General features: G+C 64.4%; 17 protein-coding genes and 1 pseudogene. 11 read left to right on the top strand and 7 right to left on the bottom strand.

Annotated features, from left to right (window positions below; all coding sequences use genetic code 11):
• The 6 genes and pseudogenes from AC56LU_RS06105 to AC56LU_RS06130 form a co-directional block, all read left to right on the top strand.
• A pseudogene (locus tag AC56LU_RS06105) lies at window positions 1–724 on the top strand (hypothetical protein); the annotation flags it as partial.
• A gap of 58 nt (window positions 725–782) precedes the next feature.
• Window positions 783–1,163 carry a hypothetical protein gene (locus AC56LU_RS06110; RefSeq protein WP_497174722.1) on the top strand — a complete coding sequence of 127 codons (381 nt, stop codon included), beginning with the start codon at window positions 783–785 and terminating at the stop codon, window positions 1,161–1,163.
• Between the two features lie 13 nt (window positions 1,164–1,176).
• A complete protein-coding gene (locus AC56LU_RS06115; protein ID WP_497174723.1) occupies window positions 1,177–1,857 on the top strand; it encodes a C39 family peptidase in 681 nt (226 codons plus the stop codon).
• A gap of 10 nt (window positions 1,858–1,867) precedes the next feature.
• Window positions 1,868–2,386: a hypothetical protein gene (locus tag AC56LU_RS06120; protein ID WP_497174724.1), complete on the top strand. Its 519-nt coding sequence runs from the start codon at window positions 1,868–1,870 to the stop codon at window positions 2,384–2,386.
• Between the two features lie 35 nt (window positions 2,387–2,421).
• A complete protein-coding gene (locus AC56LU_RS06125; RefSeq protein ID WP_497174725.1) occupies window positions 2,422–3,876 on the top strand; it encodes a coiled-coil domain-containing protein in 1,455 nt (484 codons plus the stop codon).
• 213 nt (window positions 3,877–4,089) lie between these two features.
• Window positions 4,090–4,296 carry a cold-shock protein gene (locus AC56LU_RS06130; protein ID WP_497174726.1) on the top strand — a complete coding sequence of 69 codons (207 nt, stop codon included), beginning with the start codon at window positions 4,090–4,092 and terminating at the stop codon, window positions 4,294–4,296.
• Window positions 4,297–4,429: 133 nt separating this feature from the next.
• Here the strand turns inward: AC56LU_RS06130 and AC56LU_RS06135 are convergent, their stop codons facing one another.
• The 4 genes from AC56LU_RS06135 to AC56LU_RS06150 all read right to left on the bottom strand — a co-directional run bounded on the left by AC56LU_RS06135 (window position 4,430) and on the right by AC56LU_RS06150 (window position 9,920).
• Complete coding sequence (locus AC56LU_RS06135; protein WP_497174727.1) at window positions 4,430–4,846, bottom strand: gamma-butyrobetaine hydroxylase family protein; 417 nt, start codon at window positions 4,844–4,846, stop codon at window positions 4,430–4,432.
• Between the two features lie 11 nt (window positions 4,847–4,857).
• Window positions 4,858–5,295, bottom strand: coding sequence for an HIT family protein (locus AC56LU_RS06140; protein WP_497174728.1), 438 nt, complete (start codon window positions 5,293–5,295; stop codon window positions 4,858–4,860).
• An 8-nt stretch (window positions 5,296–5,303) separates the two neighbouring features.
• Complete coding sequence (locus AC56LU_RS06145) at window positions 5,304–9,323, bottom strand: DUF3683 domain-containing protein (protein WP_497174729.1); 4,020 nt, start codon at window positions 9,321–9,323, stop codon at window positions 5,304–5,306.
• Between the two features lie 246 nt (window positions 9,324–9,569).
• The gene (locus AC56LU_RS06150; RefSeq protein ID WP_497174730.1) at window positions 9,570–9,920 is read right to left on the bottom strand and encodes a winged helix-turn-helix domain-containing protein; all 351 of its coding nucleotides are present in this window, start codon (window positions 9,918–9,920) and stop codon (window positions 9,570–9,572) included.
• 101 nt (window positions 9,921–10,021) lie between these two features.
• Here AC56LU_RS06150 and AC56LU_RS06155 point away from each other — a divergent pair, with 101 nt between their 5' ends.
• The gene (locus AC56LU_RS06155; RefSeq protein ID WP_497174731.1) at window positions 10,022–10,576 is read left to right on the top strand and encodes a hypothetical protein; all 555 of its coding nucleotides are present in this window, start codon (window positions 10,022–10,024) and stop codon (window positions 10,574–10,576) included.
• Here AC56LU_RS06155 and AC56LU_RS06160 read toward each other — a convergent pair.
• The 3 genes from AC56LU_RS06160 to AC56LU_RS06170 form a co-directional block, all read right to left on the bottom strand.
• A complete protein-coding gene (locus AC56LU_RS06160) occupies window positions 10,545–10,973 on the bottom strand; it encodes a hypothetical protein (RefSeq protein WP_497174732.1) in 429 nt (142 codons plus the stop codon). The two genes, AC56LU_RS06155 and AC56LU_RS06160, sit on opposite strands and share 32 nt — an antisense overlap.
• A 206-nt stretch (window positions 10,974–11,179) precedes the next feature.
• Entirely contained in the window at window positions 11,180–11,506 is a 327-nt protein-coding gene (locus AC56LU_RS06165) for a hypothetical protein (protein WP_497174733.1), read from the bottom strand.
• A gap of 83 nt (window positions 11,507–11,589) precedes the next feature.
• Window positions 11,590–12,093 carry a YqaA family protein gene (locus AC56LU_RS06170; RefSeq protein WP_497175130.1) on the bottom strand — a complete coding sequence of 168 codons (504 nt, stop codon included), beginning with the start codon at window positions 12,091–12,093 and terminating at the stop codon, window positions 11,590–11,592.
• A 201-nt stretch (window positions 12,094–12,294) separates the two neighbouring features.
• Here AC56LU_RS06170 and ilvA point away from each other — a divergent pair, with 201 nt between their 5' ends.
• From ilvA to hprK, 4 genes are all read left to right on the top strand, one after another.
• Window positions 12,295–13,833, top strand: a complete 1,539-nt coding sequence (gene ilvA / locus AC56LU_RS06175; RefSeq protein ID WP_497174734.1) for a threonine ammonia-lyase, biosynthetic — start codon at window positions 12,295–12,297, stop codon at window positions 13,831–13,833.
• Between the two features lie 162 nt (window positions 13,834–13,995).
• Window positions 13,996–14,829, top strand: a complete 834-nt coding sequence (gene queF / locus AC56LU_RS06180; protein ID WP_497174735.1) for an NADPH-dependent 7-cyano-7-deazaguanine reductase QueF — start codon at window positions 13,996–13,998, stop codon at window positions 14,827–14,829.
• A gap of 348 nt (window positions 14,830–15,177) precedes the next feature.
• The gene (locus AC56LU_RS06185; RefSeq protein ID WP_497174736.1) at window positions 15,178–15,660 is read left to right on the top strand and encodes a PTS sugar transporter subunit IIA; all 483 of its coding nucleotides are present in this window, start codon (window positions 15,178–15,180) and stop codon (window positions 15,658–15,660) included.
• Between the two features lie 52 nt (window positions 15,661–15,712).
• Complete coding sequence (gene hprK / locus AC56LU_RS06190) at window positions 15,713–16,648, top strand: HPr(Ser) kinase/phosphatase (RefSeq protein ID WP_436107849.1); 936 nt, start codon at window positions 15,713–15,715, stop codon at window positions 16,646–16,648.
• The last annotated feature ends 38 nt before the right edge of the window (window positions 16,649–16,686 follow it).

Raw genomic sequence — 16,686 nt, forward strand, 5'->3', positions numbered from 1 at the left:
CGGCACGGGGGCGGCCGTGCCCGGCAGGGGGGGGGCGGGCGGCGCCGGCCCCGGCGGCGCTGGCGCGTCGGGCTCGGGGGGCGCCGGGGGCGGGGGTGGTGCTGGCGCTGCCGGCCCCGCGACCGGCGGCGCAGGCGCTGAAGGCAGCTCGACCGGCGGCGCAGGCGCTTCGGGCACCTCGACCGGCGGCGCAGGCGCAGCAGGCGGCGAAGGCGGCATGGGCGGCGCAGGCGGTGCAGGTGGTGCAGGTGCAGCCGGCGGCGCCGGTGGTGCCGGTGCAGAAGGCGGCTCCGGCGGTGCAGGTGCGGCCGGCGGCGCAGGCGGTTCGGGCGCAGCGAGTGGCGACGCGTCGAATGCCGGCGGCGCAGGCGCGGCCGGCGGCGCAGCCACCGGCGGAACCTCGACCAGCGGCGACGCAAGCTCGGGCGCGGCAACCGGCGGCGCAGGCGGTGACGGCGGCGCTGGCGGCAGCAACACCTCGGGCGCCGGCGGCGCGGGCGGCACCAACACCGGCGGTGCAGCTACCGGCGGCGCTGGCGGCGCAGGCACCGGCGGCGCTGGCGGCACCCAGACCGTCAGCACCGGCACCTTCGACATGTCGAACACCATGTCGAACATCGCCCAGTCGGCTGCAGGCGTCTCGGTGATCAGCCAGAACAACGGCTTCTCGTCGCTGATCCAGCAGAGCGTCAACGTTCAGTCGAACATGAACGTCGGCCAGTAAGTCCAGTAATACCCGCCGCGCGGCACCGGCTGCGCGGCGGTTTTCCGAGGGGAACTCTATGAAACCTGTGAACCGATTCGTGCTGGCGGCGCTGGTCGCGCTACCGCTGGCGGTCCAGGCCGCCGATCCGGAGAAGCTGCCGGTCAAGATCAGCTTCCTGTACGACGTGAAAGTGGCGCCTGCTACCGACAATACCTGGGGTGAAGCCGCCTCGGCGGATCGCCTGGGACGCACCACCGGCAAGGACGACACTGTCCATACGGAAGCCGTACTGGGCGGAACAGTGGGCAACAATACCGCGGTGAATACCGTCAGCGGCAACAACGTCATCGACAATGGTTCCTTCGCCAACGCGCAGGGACTGCCCATGGTGATCCAGAACAGCGGCTCGAACGTGCTGATCCAGAACGCTACCGTCATCAATCTCCGGCTTCAATAAGCATGAAAGCTTTATGAAAAAGTTGTTTGCCATTTCTGCCGCCATCTGCGGTATGTCGCTGGCGCCCGGGTGCCTGGCATCGTCGATCGAGCTGGCTGTCGGCCAGCGCGCGACAGTGCCGGTCACCTCTTTAAAAGACATCAAGTTTCGCAAGACCACGCGTCAACAATTCGATTTCAGCTGCGGATCGGCCGCCCTGTCCACCCTGCTGACCTACCACTACAACACCCCGGTCAACGAAAAGGAAATTTTCGAGAAGATGTTCCTGAGCGGCGACCAGGCCAAGATCCGCCAGCAGGGCTTCTCGATGCTCGACATGAAGCGCTACCTGGCCACGCGCGGATTCATTGGCGACGGCTTCCAGCAGCCACTCGACAAGCTTCTCGAAGCAAAGCTGCCGGCAATCGTCCTGATCAGCGACCGTGGCTATAACCATTTCGTCGTCATCAAAGGCGCCGAGGATGGCCGTATCCTGCTGGGCGATCCGTCCAGCGGCGCTCGTTCCGTGACGCGTGAGCGCTTCATGGAACTGTGGGCCAACAAGCTGCTGTTCGTGGTGCATAAATATCCGGGCACAGTGGCGTTCAACGGCGCTGACGACTGGCGCAGCGCCCCGCGTGCGCCGCTAGGCACCGGCATCAACCAGGAACAGTACAGCCAGAGCCTGCCGAAGTTCGGTCCTGGCGATTTTTGAGAGGATTTCCATGTACTCGTTCAACTACGCATGCCGGGCGATCGCGGCCATCTTGCTGGCCGGAGCCTGCAATGCGGCCGGGGCGCAGGAACAGACCGCCATCGTCGGCACCGATGAATGGGCGCCGGTGGATACCGCCATCCTGGACGGCGCTCGCGGCGGGTTCGACGTACCAGGCGGCCTGAACATCTCGCTGGGGATCGAGCGCGTGGTGTCCGTCAACGGCGAAGTGCTGTCGCGCACCAATGTCATTATTCCAGACGTCGCTTCGATGAACGCCGACCAGCTGTTGCAGGCACGCGATGCGCTCGGAACGGCCCGCCTGATCCAGATTGGCGGCAGCAACTACGCTCCCAACGATATCGGCTTGGGCAGCGGCGCAACCTTTGTGCAGAACAGCCTGGACCATCAGGCCATCCTTGCCCAGACCACCATCTCTTCGACCGTCAACAGCATGGCGCTGCTCAAGGACATTAATTTTCACGGAACCATTCGCGACGCAATCGTGCGCTCGGCAGGAAGCCTGTAATATTGCAATATTATCAATTGCCGATGGAGAAACGCATGTCTACCCACGTCGCGCGCCTGCGCGCTGCCGGGCTGGCGGCAATGCTGCTGGTCCCGGTCGCCCATGCCCAGCAGGCGCCGTCCCCCGAAGCCGACAAGAGCGCCGAGTTGGCGACGCTCAAGGCCGAATTGGCCGCCCAGCGCGCACTGGTCGACCAGCTGGTGCGCGAGCTGCAGGCGCAGCGCGCCAAGATCGAACGCATCGAGGAGGGGCGCGACGAGGCCAGGCCGGTCCTGGCCGAGAACATCGAACTGCCGCCGCGCGCCGACGACCTGCTGCTGTCCGAACAGCGGGGCACGGGCGGGCAGAACAGCGGCGCGCAGACTGCGCCCGGCAATCCAGCGAATCCGGTGCCAAAGACCGCGCAGAACAGCGCCCCCAACAATAACCGCCCGGCCCCGGCGCCCGTTGCTTCAGGCCCGGTCCAGCCGGCAGCGCGTGCGCCCGCCCAGGCCCAGCAGAATACAGCCTCCCGCAATCCGAAAGACCAGCGCCCTCCCGAGGTAGCGCCGCTGTTCGAGGCCCCGGGCGTGCTGACGCCGCGCGGCAAGTACATCCTCGAGCCGGCCCTGCAGTTCGGCTACTCGTCGAGCAACCGCGTCGCGCTGGTCGGCTATACCGTGATCCCGGCGCTCCTGATCGGCCTGGTGGACGTGCGCGAGGTCAAGCGCAATACCTTCACCGGCTCGCTCACCGCCCGTACCGGCCTGAACAACCGGATGGAAGTCGAGGTCAAGCTGCCCTATGTGTACCGCTCGGACGCCACGGTCAGCCGTGAGATCTTCACCGGCACCGCGGTCGAGCGCGTGTTCAGCACCAGCGGCAAGGACATGGGCGACGTCGAGGTCGCCGGCCGCTACCAGCTCAACAGCGGCGGCCCGGACAAGGCCTATTACATTGGTGGACTGCGTTACAAATCGGTCACCGGCAAGGACCCGTTCGAAGTCGTCACCGACTGCCAGACACGCTGCATCGGCGAGAACGTGACCGGCACCGGCCTGCCGCTGACGCTGCCGACAGGTTCGGGCTTCCATTCGCTGCAGGGCAGCCTGACCTGGCTGTTCCCGTCCGATCCGGCGGTCTTCTTCGGCAACCTCAGCTACCTGCACAACTTCAAGCGCAGCGACGTGCAGCGCCTTGTGCGCAACAACATCCGCGAACCGCTGGGCGAACTGGAACCCGGCGCGATCATCGGCTTCAACTTCGGCATGGGCCTGGCACTGAACGACAAGGCCTCGCTCAGCCTCGGCTATGACCACAGCACGATCGGGCGCATGAAACAGAACGGCAGGAACGTGCCAGGGTCGGTCCGGACCCAGCTCGGCACCCTGCTGCTCGGCTACTCCTACCGTTTCAACGAAAAACGCTCGCTGAGCATCGCAGTAGGCGCCGGCGTCACCCGTGATACCCCGGATGTGTCATTGACGATACGGATGCCGCTCAGCTTCTGATAGGTTTCTGCCAGGTTTCTGATGGCTAGCAGGGCCGCTGCTGGAGACCAGCGGCGAGAATGAAAAAAAGAGGGGCACGATTGAAAATCGTGCTTCCCTTTCAACAAATTGTCTCTATAATCATTTTTGCAACGTTGAGCACGCCGCTGGTTTCAAACCTCCTGAGAGTGCCGACTACGCAATAAGATAAATAAACTTCACGAGGGAATTACCATGGCGACTGGCATTGTAAAGTGGTTCAACGACGCAAAAGGTTTTGGCTTCATCACCCCTGACGGCGGGGGCGAAGACGTCTTTGCACACTTCTCGGCCATCAACACCCAAGGCTTCAAATCGCTGGCGGAAAACCAGCGCGTGAGCTTCGACATTACTGCCGGCCCTAAAGGCAAGCAGGCTGCGAACATCCAGCCGCAGGCGTAATGCTCCGCCCTCCGCGCTGAGCGGGCAGGCCAAATGAAAGAGCACATCCATGGATGTGCTCTTTTGCTTTTGGCCGCAGCGCTGCTCGACCGGGAGTTGCACGCGTGGGCGGGAGACCCGCCCACCCTACGGTTCAGTGCTGGTTTCCGCAGCCCGACTTCGGCGCCGCGCCCGGCAGTTCGGTGCCCGGCTCACGGCCGCTGTCGCCGTCGAAGCCCGCCGCATGCAGGCGGCCCAGGTACTGCTGCCACAGCGCGTCCTGCTCGCTGCCCAGCTTGTACAGGTAATCCCAGGTGAAGATGCCGCTGCCGTGACCGTCATCGAACAGGGGCTTGATCGCATAGTTCCCGACCGGCTCCACGCCCGTGATGCCGACTTCGCGCTTGCCGACCTGAAGCACTTCCTGGCCCGGACCGTGTCCCTTCACTTCGGCCGAGGGCGAGTACACGCGCATCAGCTCGAACGGGATCGAGAAGGCGCTGCCGTCGTCGAAGGCGATTTCCAGCACGCGCGACTTCTGGCGCACGGTGATCTCTTGTGGGTTGCGCATGGTGCTTCCTGTCATTCGTTGAAACGTTTGGCGATCGCGGCGGCGAGATCGGGCAGCAGTGCCCGGCGTGCGGCCAGGGTGGCTTCGTCAGTCTGGCGGCTTGCGGCCGCCCACACCGGCGCCGGGAAGTGCGCATCGTCCGCATAGCGCGGAATGACGTGCCAGTGCAGGTGCGGCACCACGTTGCCGAGGCTGGCCACGTTCACCTTCAACGGCTGCATGACCTCGCGCACCGCGCTCTCGACCTGGTACACGGCCTCGTTGAGCAGCAGGCGGTCATCGATCGGCAGGTCGCTCATCTCGCGCACGTGCTCGCGGAGAATCACGCGGCAGAAGCCCGGATAGGCCGCATCGTCGACCAGGATGACCGACAGCTTCTCGTTCTGCCAGACGCTCGGCACCGCCAGCTCGCACAGTTCGCAGCCCGGCTCGCGCCGCACTCCCGTCATTTTTTCCTTCATACCAGCACCCGCTCGATGCCGCCGTTGTTGGCGCGGGCGACGTAGTCGGGCATCCAGTTCTCGCCCAGCAGATGCCTGGCCATTTCGACCACGATGTAATCGGCGGTGGTGCCCGAATCGTGGTTGTAGCGCGACAGGCCCTGCAGGCAGGATGGGCAGCTGGTCAGGATCTTGACGTCGCCCTTGAAGCCGTCCTCGCGCAGCTTATCCGCGCCCTTTTCCATCTCGCCCTGCTTGCGCGAACGCACCTGGGTCGCGATGTCCGGACGGCTGACGGCGAAGGTGCCCGACTCGCCGCAGCAGCGGTCGTTCTTCTCGATCTTGACGTTGTCGACGGTCGAGACCAGCGCGTTCACGGTCTTGAGCGAATCCTGCATCTTCATCGGCGTGTGGCAGGGGTCGTGGTACATGTAGCGGGTGCCGGTGACGCCTTCGAGCTTCACGCCCTTCTCCATCAGGTATTCGTGGATGTCGATGAGGCGGCAGCCCGGGAAGATCTTGTCGAACTCGTAGTTAGCCAGCGAGTCGTAGCAGGTGCCGCACGACACCACGACCGTCTTGATGTCCAGGTAGTTCAGCGTGTTGGCCATGCGGTGGAACAGCACGCGGTTGTCCGTCACCATCTTGTCGGCCTTGTCGTACTGGCCGGCGCCGCGCTGGGGGTAGCCGCAGCACAGGTAGCCCGGCGGCAGCACGGTCTGCACGCCCACTTCCCACAGCATCGCCTGGGTCGCCAGGCCCACCTGCGAGAACAGGCGCTCCGAGCCGCAGCCCGGGAAGTAGAACACGGCTTCGGTATCCGCGTTGGTCGCCTTCGGGTTGCGGATGATCGGGATGACCTTGTCGTCCTCGATATCGAGCAGCGCGCGCGCGGTCTTCTTCGGCAGGTTGCCCGGCATTTTCTTGTTGATGAAGTGGATCACCTGCTCGCGCACCGGCGCCTTGCCGGTGGTCGGGGGCGGCGCTTCGACCTGCGGCTTGGCCAGGCCGCGCAGCATCTGGTTGCCCAGGCGCTGGGCCTTGTAGCCCCAGTCGACCATCACCTTGCGGGTGGCGTTGATGGTGGTCGGATCGGTCGCGTTCAGGAAGAACATGGCGGCGCGGTTGGCCGGCTTGAAGCTGCGCTTGTCCATCTTGCGCAGCAGGTTACGCATGTTCATCGAGACGTCGCCGAAGTCGATGTCGACCGGGCACGGCGTCACGCATTTGTGGCACACGGTGCAGTGGTCGGACACGTCCTCGAATTCTTCCCAGTGCCGGATCGACACGCCGCGGCGGGTCTGCTCTTCGTACAGGAAGGCTTCGATCAGGGCCGAGGTGGCCAGGATCTTGTCGCGCGGCGAGTACAGCAGGTTCGCCTGCGGGACGTGGGTGGTGCAGACCGGCTTGCACTTGCCGCAGCGCAGGCAGTCCTTGATGCTGCCCGCGATCTCGCCGATGTCGCTCTGCTGCATGATCAGCGACTCGTGGCCCATCAGGCCGAACGAGGGCGTATAGGCGTTGGTCAGGTCGGCCGACACCGCCGTCGTGTTCAGCAGCTTGCCCTTGTTGAAGCGGCCTTCCGGGTCGACGCGTTCCTTGTAGTCGCGGAACTCGCGGATCTCTTCGTCGGTGAGGAATTCGAGCTTGGTGATGCCGATGCCGTGCTCGCCCGAGATCACGCCGTCCAGCGAACGCGCCAGTTTCATGATGCGCTCGACGGCCTGGTGGGCGTCCTGCAGCATCGCGTAGTCGTCCGAGTTCACCGGCAGGTTGGTGTGCACGTTGCCATCGCCGGCGTGCATGTGCAGGGCCACGAACACGCGCGAGCGCAGCACGCGCTTGTGGATGGCGGTGCATTCGTCGAGGATGCACTTGTAGGCGGCGCCGTTGAAGATCTGGCGCAGCGGCGCGCGCAGCTCCTGTTTCCAGGAGACGCGGATGGTGTGGTCCTGCACCACGTCGAAGAGCAGCGCATCCGGCTGGTTGCCGATGCGCTGGTCGAGGCCGCTCGACAGGTGGTCCAGGCCCAGTTCATCGAGCTTGCCGCGCACGTCGCCCAGCTTCTGGTCGAGGTTGGCGAGAATGAAGCCCCAGCGCGCAGCGACCTGCTGCATCAGCGCCACCGCCTGCTGCGGGCGGTCGCCCAGGATCTCTTCGCGGTCGACCGTGTCGCCGGTGGCGTCGTCGCTCTTCTCGATCGGCAGGTGCTCGTTCGACAGGTAGGCGTGCAGGGCTTCGGCCAGCTGCAGCTTGTTCTTGATCGACAGCTCGATGTTGATGCGCTCGATGCCGTCGGTGTACTCGCCCATGCGGTTCAGTGGGATCACCACGTCTTCGTTGATCTTGAAGGCGTTGGTGTGGCGCGCGATCGCCGCGGTGCGGGCGCGGTCGAGCCAGAACTTCTTGCGCGCTTCCGCGCTCACGGCGACGAAACCTTCGCCGACGCGGGTGTTCGCCAGGCGGACCACTTCCGAGGCGGCGATCGCCACCGCGTTCTCGTCGTCGCCGACGATGTCGCCGAACAGCGCCATCTTGGGCAGCACGCCGCGCTTGGATTTGGTGGCGTAGCCGACCGCGCGCAGGTAGCGCTCGTCCAGGTGTTCCAGGCCCGCCAGGCGCAGCGAGGCAAAGGCCGGGTCGCCGTTCTTCGGCAGGCTGTCGAGGTAGTCCTTGATCTCGACGATCGACGGAATCGCGTCGCGCGCCTGGCCGAAGAATTCCAGCGCCACGGTGCGGGTGAACTTCGGCATCTTGTGCAGGATCCAGCGGCTCGAGGTGATCAGGCCGTCGGTGCCCTCTTTCTGGATGCCCGGCAGGCCGGCCAGGAATTTGTCGGTGACGTCCTTGCCCAGGCCTTCCTTGCGGAAGCGCTTGCCTTCGATGGTGAGCGTCTCGGTGCGGAACGGCTCCCCCTTGGGCGCCCCCCTGGTCGACGGATGCGTCCACTCCAGCTTGAAGGTGGCCACCGGCGCGTCGTGGATCTTCGACAGGTTGTGGTCCATCCGCGTGACTTCCAGCCAGTCGCCATTCGGGTCGACCATGCGCCACGAGGCCAGGTTGTCGAGCGCGGTGCCCCACAGCACGGCCTTCTTGCCGCCCGCGTTCATGGCGATGTTCCCGCCGATGCACGAGGCGTGCGCCGAGGTCGGATCGACCGCGAACACGAAGCCGGCCTTCTCGGCCGCCTGCGACACGCGCTGGGTGACCACGCCGGCATAGGTATGGATGGTGGCGTAGTCGTGGTCCAGGCCCGGCAGGCGGGTCATCTCGACGTCGCCGATGCCGATCAGCTTTTCGGTGTTGATCACGGCCGACATCGGCGTGAGCGGAATCGCGCCGCCGGTGTAGCCGGTGCCGCCGCCGCGCGGGATGATGGTCAGGCCCAGTTCGATGCAGCCTTTCACCAGGCCGGCCATCTCTTCCTCGCTGTCGGGCACCAGCACCAGGAAGGGATATTCGACGCGCCAGTCGGTGGCGTCGGTCACGTGCGAAATGCGGTGCATGCCGTCGAAGCGGATGTTGCGCTTGTCGGTGTAGGCGCCGAGCACCTGCTTGGCGCGCTTGCGCAGGTCGTAGGTCTCGCGGAACTCGCGTGCGAAATCGTCGACCGCCTTGCGGGCGGCGGCGAGCAGCTGTTCGACGGCGGCGCTGCGGGAAGCGGCCTCGCCATCGGCGCTGGTGCTATCCGCTTCGCCGACGTCCACGCTGACGCGGCGCTTGTCGACTTCGCCCAGGCGGTGGTGCAGCGCGTCGATCAGCTTCTGGCGGCGCTTGGGGTTGTCGAGCAGGTCGTCCTGAAGGTAGGGATTGCGGCGCACCACCCAGATATCGCCCAGCACTTCGTACAGCATGCGCGCCGAGCGGCCGGTCTGGCGCGCCCCGCGCAGCGCGTCGAGCAGGCGCCAGGAAGACTCACCCAGCAGCCGGATCACGATTTCGCGATCGGAGAACGAGGTGTAGTTGTAGGGAATCTCGCGCAGGCGTGCAGGAGCATTATCGGCGAGCAGGGTATGGATGTGTGCGGGCGCGTTCATGAGATGCAGAATGTAAATGCAGAGCGGCGGTCGGACGAGTCCGAAGGACGTTCATTCTAGCTTATTGCGGTGCACCACGCTGGGGAGGGCTTGAAAAATGATAAAGGGCGACGCAAGGAAATGCCAAGATAGACCAGTTTATGCAAATTTCCTTTGCACAGACTGGCTGTAATGCAATATTTGTTTGCACAGGACGGGCTGCAGGCATATTGCATACGCCCGCGCCGGCGCGCCTGGGACGATCGTTCAGCTGCCGCCGTCGGCCGCGCGCAGCATGCAGGCGGACAGGCGGTCGAAGTGCAGCAAGGCGTCCGGGGTCAGCTCGATCTGCTTGCGCCGCGCGTCGTCGGTATCGCTGAGCATGATCCACCCTTTTTCGCGCATCGATTTCAGGCGCGAGTGCACCGTCGCCGGCGCGCCGAGTTCGTGTTTGGCCATCATGGTGCGGACAGATAGTTGTGCATTTTCCTGCTGGGCACGGGCGACGATGGCCAGGATGCGCTCTTCCAGCGGATCGAGGGCCGGCAGGGACGGCAGGCCGCGGATGGCTTCGGCCAGTTGCAGGAAACGCAGGTAGAGATCAGCAGGACGGACCATGGATGATTATCGAATTGCTCAGTATCGGATGACCAAGTAAGCTTGCGGCTGGGTGTGCCAGTCGGCTGCCATTCTACGTTATCGAAGCCAAGAAGCCATTCATGAGCCGAACGCCGAGCCAGCTGCGACTGCAGCTTTTCATGGTGGCCACCACCATCTTCCTGTTCCTGGCGACGCTCGCCATCAATGAACTCCTTTTCACGCAGCTTGAATTTGCCCGCGGTATCAACTGGATCTACCTCCCTGCCGGGATACGCTTGCTCAGCACACTCTTGTTCGGCGGCGCCGGGGCCATCGGCCTGCTGCTCGTTTCCTGGGCAGTATCGTTCTTCTACTTCTTCCCGGATGACCTGGTGCGCGCCTTCATGGGCGGCATCCTCGCCAGCGTCGCGCCTTACCTGGTGTACCGCATCATGCAGCGCCACTGGGGCTTGCAGGAGACGCTCGCCAACCTGACGGCGCGGCGCCTGCTGCTGTGTTCGCTGTTGTACGCACTCGCCAGCCCGGCGCTGCACCATCTGTGGTTCGCCTTCGCCGAGCCCGAACGCGCGCTGCTGCCGGGCTTCATCGTCATGGCGACGGGCGACTTCACGGGCACGATCCTGGTGCTGTACACCGCCAAGCTCATCCTGCCACGGCGTCGGCCGCCTCGTTGACGGCGCCCGTGCGCAGCATGGCGATATGCGCCAGCGCCAGCCGGGCAGACGAGCGCAACTGGACAACCACGGGGTCGCCTGGCTCGGGCCACAGGTGCAGCACGATTTCCCTGAAGATCCCGGCCTGCCGCTGTATCTCGGGATCCTGCGGGCACGGGCAAGCCGTCCGTGCCCGCAGGACCCGCGCCGCCAGCGAGGCGCAACTGTCCTCGATATCCAGCTCGATACCGTAATGGCGTGCCGAGATCAGGTTCTTGTCGCTGATGAAAGCCAGCGCGCCGGTTGTTGCACGTTTGCCGAACTCAACTTGCATATCGAGGCCATGCTGATAATATCGGTCTAAATTATAGAACGATTCGGCCAGGCGCTCCCATATTTCGTTGAGCACGGGGCTCATGCCTTGCCGATCACCAGGCATGAGCCAACTACGCGTCAATCACCTGATGGCACAGCGAGTGGATGTCGGCATCATCTTGCTCGACATGCTCGGCGCGGCAGAGGGGGCGGCCTACCTGGAGAACGCAGGCGTTCCCCTACATGTCATCGACCGGGTGATGCATTCCCCCCACCAGCGGCGCAATCATGCAAGCAAGGCGAGCCCGCCTAGCGCTGCACGCCCGCCTGCGGAGCCTGGCTCACGAGACGCTCCAGCCGTGCGCTCGCATCGGTCGTCATCTTGACCGAGCGCAGGCAGTCGAGCACCTCCGCGCGCACCGGCTCGCGGGTAGTCAAGTTGCACGTGTGCGCCAGTTCGACCAGGAAGTCGCGATCCCCCGCCGGCATGGCCGCAATGCCTGGCCAGACGATGCCGAGTTGCCGGTCCGTGGTTTCCACATGCGAACTGAGCATGTATCTGGCGCCGACGATGCCGAACACGGTCAGTGCGGCCAAGGCAAGGAACAGGGTGAGAAGACTGGGAGGCTTGTTCATGGTTTTCCTGATTGAGCCCCGCATGATACCTGAGGCCCGGGCAGTCGAACTACCCTGCCCCGTTGCGACCAACTCCGCGCGGCCTAGCCGAACAGCCGCTCCAGGAAATCCCCCACGGTCTTCCAGAACCCGTCCGGGATGTACAGCAGGACTGCCGTCATGGTCACGTAGCGCAGGAACTTCCCGATCGCCATGTACATCACGCTCGGCCAGAACGGCAGGTGCAGCCAGCCGGCCAGCGTGCACAGCGGATCGCCCACGCCCGGCACCCAGGACAGCAGCATGGTCTTGGCGCCGTATTTCTTGAGCCAGCCGAACCAGCGGCTCTGGCGTTCCTTGGCAAACGCGATCTTGGCACGGTAGCCCACGAAGTAATCGACGGCCCCGCCCAGCGTGTTGCCCAGTGTGCCCACAAAAATCGCCGGCCAGAACATCGCCGGGTTGGCTTTCACCACCGCAAACACGGCCGGCTCGGAGCCGAGCGGCAGCAGGGTGGCCGAGATGAAGCTGATGACGAAGATCGAGGTCAGCCCGATGGTCGGCGCGGCGAGGACGTTCAGCAACCAGAGGACGGCGTTTTCGATCATCAGGGAGGGGGTAGTGAGCAATTGCGATAGGTGTCCATTATAATGAGGATCACTTAACGTAACGACACGATACGCCGAGCCTGATACCCAGGGCGCCGTATCGTCCCTGCGCGCCCCGGTCACCCTCCGAGCAGAACAGTGTGTGTCGTCCGGACCGCCGGCCCCTCCCGCGCCGGCATTGCCATTGCCCGATTGCCGACCATGACTAACGATTATCTCAAGAGAATCCTGACCGCCCGCGTCTACGACGTCGCCCAAGAAACCCCGCTCGAATACGCGCCTGTCCTCTCCGGCCGCATGGGCAACCGCATCTACTTCAAGCGCGAGGACATGCAGAGCGTGTTCAGCTTCAAGCTGCGCGGCGCCTACAACAAGATGGCCAACCTGACGCCGGAGCAGCTCAAGCGCGGCGTCATTTGCGCCTCGGCCGGCAACCACGCGCAGGGCGTGGCCCTGTCGGCGGCCCGCCTCGGCTGCCGTGCCCTGGTCGTGATGCCGACCACCACCCCGCAGGTGAAGGTCGACGCCGTGAAGGCGCGCGGCGGCGCCAACGTGGAGGTGGTGCTGCACGGCGACTCCTATACCGACGCCTACAACCATGCGCTGCTGCTCGAGAAGGAACAGCGCCTGACCTTCGTGCACCCGTTCGACGACCCGGACGTCATCGCCGGCCAGGGCACCATCGGCATGGAGATCCTGCGCCAGCACTCGGGCCCGATCCACGCGATTTTTGTCGCCATCGGCGGCGGCGGCCTGGTGGCGGGCGTGGGCGCCTACGTGAAAGCGGTGCGGCCCGACATCAAGGTGATCGGCGTGCAGACCATCGATTCGGATGCGATGGCGCGCAGCCTGAAGGCCGGCCAGCGCGTGACACTGACGGACGTCGGCCTGTTCTCGGACGGCACCGCGGTGCGCCTGGTGGGCGAAGAGACCTTCCGCGTCGCGCAGCAGGTGGTGGACGAGATCATCATCGTCGACACCGACGCCATCTGTGCCGCGATCCAGGACGTGTTCCAGGACACCCGCAGCATCCTCGAGCCGGCCGGCGCGCTGGCCGTCGCCGGCGCCAAGGCCTATGTCGAACGCTCGCAGATGTCACGCAACCCGGTCAAGGCCGAGACCCTGGTGGCGGTGGCCTGCGGCGCCAACATGAACTTCGACCGCCTGCGCTTCGTTGCCGAACGCGCGGAGCTGGGCGAATCGCGCGAAGCGGTGTTCGCGGTGACGATTCCCGAGCAGCGCGGCAGCTTCCGGCGCTTCTGCGAGCTGGTCGGCCCGCGCAGCGTCACCGAATTCAACTACCGCATCAGCGATGCGCGCGAGGCCCACATTTTCGTCGGGGTGCAGGTGGGCAGCCGCAGCGAATCCGGCCTGCTGGCGCGCACCTTCGAGGAGCACGATTTCCGCACGCTCGACCTGACCCACGACGAGCTGGCCAAGCTGCACATCCGCCACCTGGTGGGCGGAAAAAGCGCGCTGGCGCAGGACGAATTGCTGTATCGTTTCGAGTTCCCCGAACGGCCGGGTGCGCTGATGCGCTTCCTCGCCAGCATGGCGCCGAACTGGAACATCTCGCTGTTCCACTACCGCAACCAGGGCGGCGACGTCGGACGCGCACTGGTCGGGCTGCAGGTGCCGGCGGCGGAGATGGACGAGTTCAGGCAGTTCCTGGCGACGCTGGGGTACCGGTATTGGGATGAGAGTGCCAATCCGGTGTACAAGTTGTTCCTGGGGGCTTAGCATCCGCTTGATTGCACCCTGACCGTAAGACCGTCGCACCGGCGAAGGCCGGTGCCTAATTTTTCTACCGCTGTGTTACCCGCACCGCGAGTACGCAACTTCTTGTTGAACGCGTGGGCAGAATCTGCCCACCCTATGGACGTCACGAGCGTCCAACTCCTTATGAATACTCCTGATCAATCGCCTCTCGGCAAATCCTCCGCCTACCAGAGCCAGTATGCCCCCGAACTGCTGTTCCCGATCCCGCGCCTGCAAAAGCGCGAGGAGATCGGCCTCGGCCCGGGCGTCACGCTCCCCTTCTTCGGCGTCGACATCTGGAACGCCTACGAACTGTCGTGGCTGAACATGCGCGGCAAGCCGCAAGTGGCGATCGCCACCATCACGGCGCCCGCCGATTCGCCCAATATCGTCGAATCGAAGTCGTTCAAGCTCTACTTGAATTCCTTCAACCAGACCCGCCTGGCAGGTACCGACGCGCTGGCCGAACTGCTGCGCCAGGACCTGTCCGCGGCCTTCGGCGCGCCGGTTCACGTCACGATCACCACGCCTGACGCCTTCGCTAGCCTGAAGATGGGCGAGCTCGACGGCACCCTGCTCGACCGCCTCGACGTGGAGATCGACCAGTATGTGCCTTCGCCGCAGCTGCTGAAGGCGAATCTGGGAGAAATACCGGTCGAGGAAACCCTGGTGTCGCACCTGCTGAAGTCGAACTGCCTGGTCACGGGCCAGCCGGACTGGGGCACCGTGCAGATCCGCTATGTCGGGCCGCAGATCGACCAGGAAGGCCTGCTCAAGTACCTGATCGGCTTCCGCGAGCACAACGAGTTCCATGAGCAATGCGTCGAGCGCATCTTCATGGACGTGCTGCGCCAGTGCAAGCCGACCAAGCTGGCAGTGTATGCGCGTTACACCCGCCGTGGCGGGCTCGACATCAACCCCTGGCGTGCGAATTTCAGTACCGGCAAGCCGGGCAACCTGCGTACCGCGCGTCAATAACTCAAACGGTGGGCGTGTGCAAGGCAGCTGTGCGTTTTCAGCCACACTCGAGGATGTTTCTCGATATCAAAACGGCAAACGGCCGGCTGCACAAAAAACAGGCATCGCACATTGAAAAGATGGCGGCGGAGCCAAGCCGCCCCCGTTTGCGTCTATTTCTACAGGATTTCGCTTCGGAAATTGCGTTTTTTTGTAAATCGTCGTCATGACAAAACCCTACGTTTTCGCTGAACCGTCCCCATGTAGTTGACTGTATGCCCGTACAGAAGCGAATTCGAATGTCACCGCCCTGAAACAGGCCTATAATTCCGCCTCGCAAGCAGCTACCCTGTGCAGTGCACACTCGTTATGACGAACCTTAGCAAAATCCTCTCGCTCGATAATGTGCAGCTGGACCTGGAAGTTTCCAGCAAAAAGCGCGCCTTCGAGCAGGCCGGCCTGATCTTCGAGAACAATTGCGGCATCGCCCGCTCGACCGTCTCGGACAACCTGTTCGCGCGCGAGCGTCTCGGCTCCACTGGCCTCGGCCATGGTGTTGCCGTGCCGCACGGTCGGATCAAGGGCTCCAAGAGCCTGAAGTCGCCGCTGGCCGCCTTCGTGCGGCTGAAAGAGCCGATTCCCTTCGAATCGCCCGACGGCCAGCCGGTCAGCCTGCTGTTCTTCCTCTTGATTCCAGACCACGTCACCCAGCAGCACCTGGAAATCCTGTCGGAAATCGCCGAGCTGTTCTCGGACGAAGCCGTACGCAGCGCGCTGGCGTCCGATCCGGATCCGAAATCCGTACACGAGCGCATCATCAACTGGCAGCCAAGCTTGCAGGCCCTGGGCTAAGTTACGCTACACTGTCTACGCGGCAATTGGCCGCGTACTCGACGACATGCCCATGCTGCAGACTCCGCTGACCATCCAGCGCTTGTACGACGACAACCGCGACAGCCTCCAGCTGGGCTGGTTCGCGGGTTTCCCGGGCGGCGAGCGCCAGATCGCGGGCGACGCGGCCTCGGCCGCCGACCAGGTCGGCCACCTGAACCTGATCCACCCGGGCCGCATCCAGGTCTTCGGACACCAGGAACTGAACTACTACCACCGCCTGAAATCCAGCTCGCGCACCCACGTGATCGGCGAGCTGATCGGCGGTGGGCCGCCGGCCCTGATCATCGCGCAAGGCCTGGAGACACCGCCCGACATCCTCGCCATCTGCGACGAGCAGAACATTCCCCTGTTCTCGACCCCGCTGCCGGCGGCGCAGGTGATCGACTTCCTGCGCGTGTATCTGTCCAAGAAGCTGGCGCAGCGCGTCATCATGCACGGCGTGTTCATGGACGTGCTGGGCGTGGGCGTCCTGATCACCGGCGACTCGGGCCTGGGCAAAAGCGAGCTGGGCCTGGAACTGATCTCGCGCTCGCACGGCCTGGTGGCCGACGACGCCGTGGAATTCTCGCGCATCGCACCGAACATGATCGAGGGCCGCTGCCCGCCGCTGCTGCAGAACCTGCTGGAAGTGCGCGGCCTGGGCCTGCTGGACATCAAGGCGATCTTCGGCGAGACCGCGGTGCGCCGCAAGATGCGCCTCAAATTAATCGTCCACCTGGTCAAGCGCGGCGCGCTCGACGAAGAAGTGGAACGCCTTCCCTTCCACTTCCCGACCGAGGACGTGCTGGGTCTGCCGGTACGCAAGGTCGTGATTCCGGTCGCTGCCGGCCGCAACATCGCGGTGCTGCTCGAGGCCGCGGTACGCAACACGATCCTGCAGCTGCGCGGTATCGACACGCTGCAGGAATTCATGGAGCGGCAACGTCAAGCGATGAGCGGCGACTGAGGTACGATCACTTCGCCATTTGGGGTATCATCGCCCCT

This window comes from Telluria sp. PB2R4, assembly GCF_059685695.1.

Excerpts from the sequence above, each read along its gene's own strand:
- AC56LU_RS06110 (WP_497174722.1), top strand. The coding sequence starts at position 783 with ATGAAACCTGTGAACCGATTCGTGCTGGCGGCGCTGGTCGCGCTACCG.
- AC56LU_RS06115 (WP_497174723.1), top strand. The coding sequence starts at position 1,177 with ATGAAAAAGTTGTTTGCCATTTCTGCCGCCATCTGCGGTATGTCGCTG.
- AC56LU_RS06120 (WP_497174724.1), top strand. The coding sequence starts at position 1,868 with ATGTACTCGTTCAACTACGCATGCCGGGCGATCGCGGCCATCTTGCTG.
- AC56LU_RS06125 (WP_497174725.1), top strand. The coding sequence starts at position 2,422 with ATGTCTACCCACGTCGCGCGCCTGCGCGCTGCCGGGCTGGCGGCAATG.
- AC56LU_RS06130 (WP_497174726.1), top strand. The coding sequence starts at position 4,090 with ATGGCGACTGGCATTGTAAAGTGGTTCAACGACGCAAAAGGTTTTGGC.
- AC56LU_RS06135 (WP_497174727.1), bottom strand. The coding sequence starts at position 4,846 with ATGCGCAACCCACAAGAGATCACCGTGCGCCAGAAGTCGCGCGTGCTG.
- AC56LU_RS06140 (WP_497174728.1), bottom strand. The coding sequence starts at position 5,295 with ATGACGGGAGTGCGGCGCGAGCCGGGCTGCGAACTGTGCGAGCTGGCG.
- AC56LU_RS06145 (WP_497174729.1), bottom strand. The coding sequence starts at position 9,323 with ATGAACGCGCCCGCACACATCCATACCCTGCTCGCCGATAATGCTCCT.
- AC56LU_RS06150 (WP_497174730.1), bottom strand. The coding sequence starts at position 9,920 with ATGGTCCGTCCTGCTGATCTCTACCTGCGTTTCCTGCAACTGGCCGAA.
- AC56LU_RS06155 (WP_497174731.1), top strand. The coding sequence starts at position 10,022 with ATGAGCCGAACGCCGAGCCAGCTGCGACTGCAGCTTTTCATGGTGGCC.
- AC56LU_RS06160 (WP_497174732.1), bottom strand. The coding sequence starts at position 10,973 with ATGAGCCCCGTGCTCAACGAAATATGGGAGCGCCTGGCCGAATCGTTC.
- AC56LU_RS06165 (WP_497174733.1), bottom strand. The coding sequence starts at position 11,506 with ATGAACAAGCCTCCCAGTCTTCTCACCCTGTTCCTTGCCTTGGCCGCA.
- AC56LU_RS06170 (WP_497175130.1), bottom strand. The coding sequence starts at position 12,093 with ATGATCGAAAACGCCGTCCTCTGGTTGCTGAACGTCCTCGCCGCGCCG.
- ilvA (WP_497174734.1), top strand. The coding sequence starts at position 12,295 with ATGACTAACGATTATCTCAAGAGAATCCTGACCGCCCGCGTCTACGAC.
- queF (WP_497174735.1), top strand. The coding sequence starts at position 13,996 with ATGAATACTCCTGATCAATCGCCTCTCGGCAAATCCTCCGCCTACCAG.
- AC56LU_RS06185 (WP_497174736.1), top strand. The coding sequence starts at position 15,178 with ATGACGAACCTTAGCAAAATCCTCTCGCTCGATAATGTGCAGCTGGAC.
- hprK (WP_436107849.1), top strand. The coding sequence starts at position 15,713 with ATGCTGCAGACTCCGCTGACCATCCAGCGCTTGTACGACGACAACCGC.